Origin of the sequence: Methylobacterium segetis (assembly GCF_004348265.1) — a bacterium.
Taxonomy (GTDB): domain Bacteria; phylum Pseudomonadota; class Alphaproteobacteria; order Rhizobiales; family Beijerinckiaceae; genus Methylobacterium; species Methylobacterium segetis.
In genome coordinates this window covers 1-2,849 of the sequence record NZ_SMNT01000212.1, presented here as the reverse complement: position 1 = coordinate 2,849, position 2,849 = coordinate 1, and the positions used below count along the sequence as shown (strand labels likewise).

The window sequence follows — 2,849 nt, the reverse complement described above, 5'->3', positions numbered from 1 at the left end:
TCCGCGCCGCCAGAGAGCGTGTCGACCCCGTCACCCGTGCCGTCGATGTCGATGATGATCGTGTCGTCGCCAGCTCCGCCGTTCACGGCGTCGTTGCCGTCGCCGCCCGTCAGGGTGTCGTTGCCGAGATCGCCATTCAGCGTATCGTTTCCGGCCCCGCCGTTGATGATGTCGTTTCCATCCGACCCGTTCAGGGTGTCGTTGGCGCCCCGGCCGTTGATCAGGTTCGGGCCTGTCGACCCTGTGATCGTATCACCGACCGTGTTGCTGCCGACCCGAGCTGTGATGTTCGAGGTCAGGCTTTCGGCAAAGCCGGACTGGTCGGTGTAGCGCGCGATCACCTGGAAGAAGCGGGGATCGCCGACATTCCCGATCGTGAGATTTGGATTGGCAGTCACACCTCCAAAATTCGTCCAGTTCGTGAGCCCGTCGGCCGAGACCTGCCACTGGAAGGAGAAGGTGCCGAGACCGTTCGGATCGGCGATGCCGGCCGTGTTGGCGGTGAGCACGTTCTCCGAGCCGGTGATGGTCAGCTGCCCCGTCGGCGGCCGGTTGACGATCAGGACGTCGCGGTCCGAGAACCGGAGCGTCTCGATGTTCCAGAGCTTGTCCGTGCCCTCGTCACCGTCGGTCGCGTCGGTGTCGGTCACCGTCCAGCTGCCGTCGGTGTTCCTGCCGAAGGTGTAGCCAGCCCGGACGCCGGCGTAGACCGCGACGTCGTTTGCGGCATCCGTCGGATCCCCGTCGAGGATCTCCCGAACCATCTCGAGCTGCCCGGGATTGAGCGTGCGATCGAGCATCAGGGCGGAGAGTGCCTTGCCGCCGAAAAGCACGTTGCCGGCAAGGTCAGTCACGGCAGACGACATGCTCTCGGCCGTCATGGTGGGCGTGCCGCTGCGGCTCTTATCCGCATAGAGTGCGATCCGGACGTTCAGCCAGGAGTCGCCGTCGATGATGTCGTTGCCGGCCCGGCCGCGGATGGTGTCGCTGCCGCCGCCGCCGAGAAGGATGTTTGCCCCGTTGCTCGTGTTCAGGATGATGCCGGGATGCGTCACTCCGAACTCGTCGACGTCGCTGTCGTCGATGCCGTTGAGGAGCGCCGCGAGGCCGTGGATCCGGGCGACCCCCTCCACGGTAAGCGCGCTGTCGAAGATCGTGCCGCCGATGACCTCGGCGCCGCCGGCACCGACCGCTCCGATAGGGGAGTCGGAGCCCTTGAGATCATCGTCGAACTTCCAGCCTGACAGGCCTTCGGTCGAGTCGAAGCGGTCACGCAGCGTCAGGTCCTGCTGCTGATCGAACCCGGCCACGGTCGGGATGCCGGCCGCGACGATGCCGAGCGCGAGGTCGGAGCGAGCGGCGTTGGGGTCGAACTTGTGGATGCCCCAGTCGAAGCCGAGCATGCCGTTGTTGCGCTGGATGCCGGCACCCTCGAACATGATGTCGTCGCCCGACTCGCCGTCATAGTCGGTGTCGTTGTTCTGGCCGTTCAGAATGTCGTGGCCAATGATGGTCGAGTTGAAAAAGAGCTGCGAGTTCTCGCCCGAGAGCGAGTCGAACCCGTCGCCTCCCTCGATCCAGTCATCGCCCTCATTGCCCATGAGGTTCTCGTTGCCGTTCCCGCCCATGACGAAGTCGTTGTCGCGGCCGGCGAACACCTCCGAGCCATCGAGCCCGGCCATGATGAAGTCCTGGCCCTCGCCACCGAAGAGGATGTTGAGGCCGGCTCCGACGCTGATCACATCGTTCCCCGCGTCACCGCGCAGGAAGTTGTCGCCGAACGGGTCGACGATGATGTCATCACCGTCGCCGCCGAAGACCTGGTCGGATTCCGTCTGGGCATTGAGGTAGTCGTCGCCGCCGTCGCCCCAGAGCGTGTCGATGCCGCGATCGCCGATCAGCGTGTCGTTGCCCTCGGTGCCGCCGAGCACGACGTGCTCGCCGCCCGAGAAGCGGATGTAGCCGCCATCCGCGTGACCGTCGTTGTTGACGTCGGCACCGGGCGCATGCCGGGTGACCTTCGGGTCGATCGCCTGGAGGATCGCGTTGGCCTGGACCGGATCGGTGTCGATCTGCTTCGTCTGGTCGATCTCGAGCGTCAGGTCGGGCGTGTCGAAGAGGTTGCCGGCCACGTGCGAGGAGGTCGTGTCGCCGAGATCGGAGTTGCGCATGGCGAGCGCCGAGAAGGTGTTCGCCTCGAGCTCGTTCAGAAGGTTCAGGCCCTGCAGGCGGCTGAGGTAGTACAGACGGTCGCCGTTCTGGAGGTTCTCCATCTGATTTTCGAAGACGTAGTTGAACGTCGAGCCCAGCATGCCGCCGAATTCGGTCTTGCGCTCCGCCAGCCCGCCGATCCAGAGGTCGACGAGGTTGAGGCCGGACTCGTGGCCGGCCCATGCGCCGGTCGAGTTGAGGAAGTCGAGCCGATCGTCGACGGCAGCACCATTGATCACGCGGTCATCGGCCGGGGTGGTCGGATCGCCAAGAACAGTTTCCTGGCTGCCGATGACGAGGGCGAGCGCCGCCGCGCGCTTGCCCTCGATCGTGGTCTCGGCCTGGAGCAGCGGATGCGTGCCGTAGGCCGCCACGAAGTTCACGATCGAGAGCGGGTTCTTGAGGTTCTGGGCGAGCGCCAGCCAATTGTCGTAGGGCTTCAGGTCAATGTTGCCGGTGTCCTCGTAGAACTGCGCCCTGGCGACGTTGAAGGCCGGCACGCCGGCTTCGCGACCGCGGGCGATGTTGAGCGCCGCGAGATCGAGCGGCAGGCCGAGGAGTGTGTTGCGCAGCGAGCTCACCACGAACTCGTCGATCTCGTTGCCGGCCTGGCGCGACATGCCGCGCACGATCGCACC

General features: G+C 65.5%; 1 protein-coding gene. It reads right to left on the bottom strand.

Features of this window, described 5'->3' with window-relative positions:
- Nucleotides 1-2,849 (bottom strand): peroxidase family protein (locus E1J50_RS26030; protein WP_425374970.1); only part of this gene is annotated, 2,849 nt, incomplete at both ends.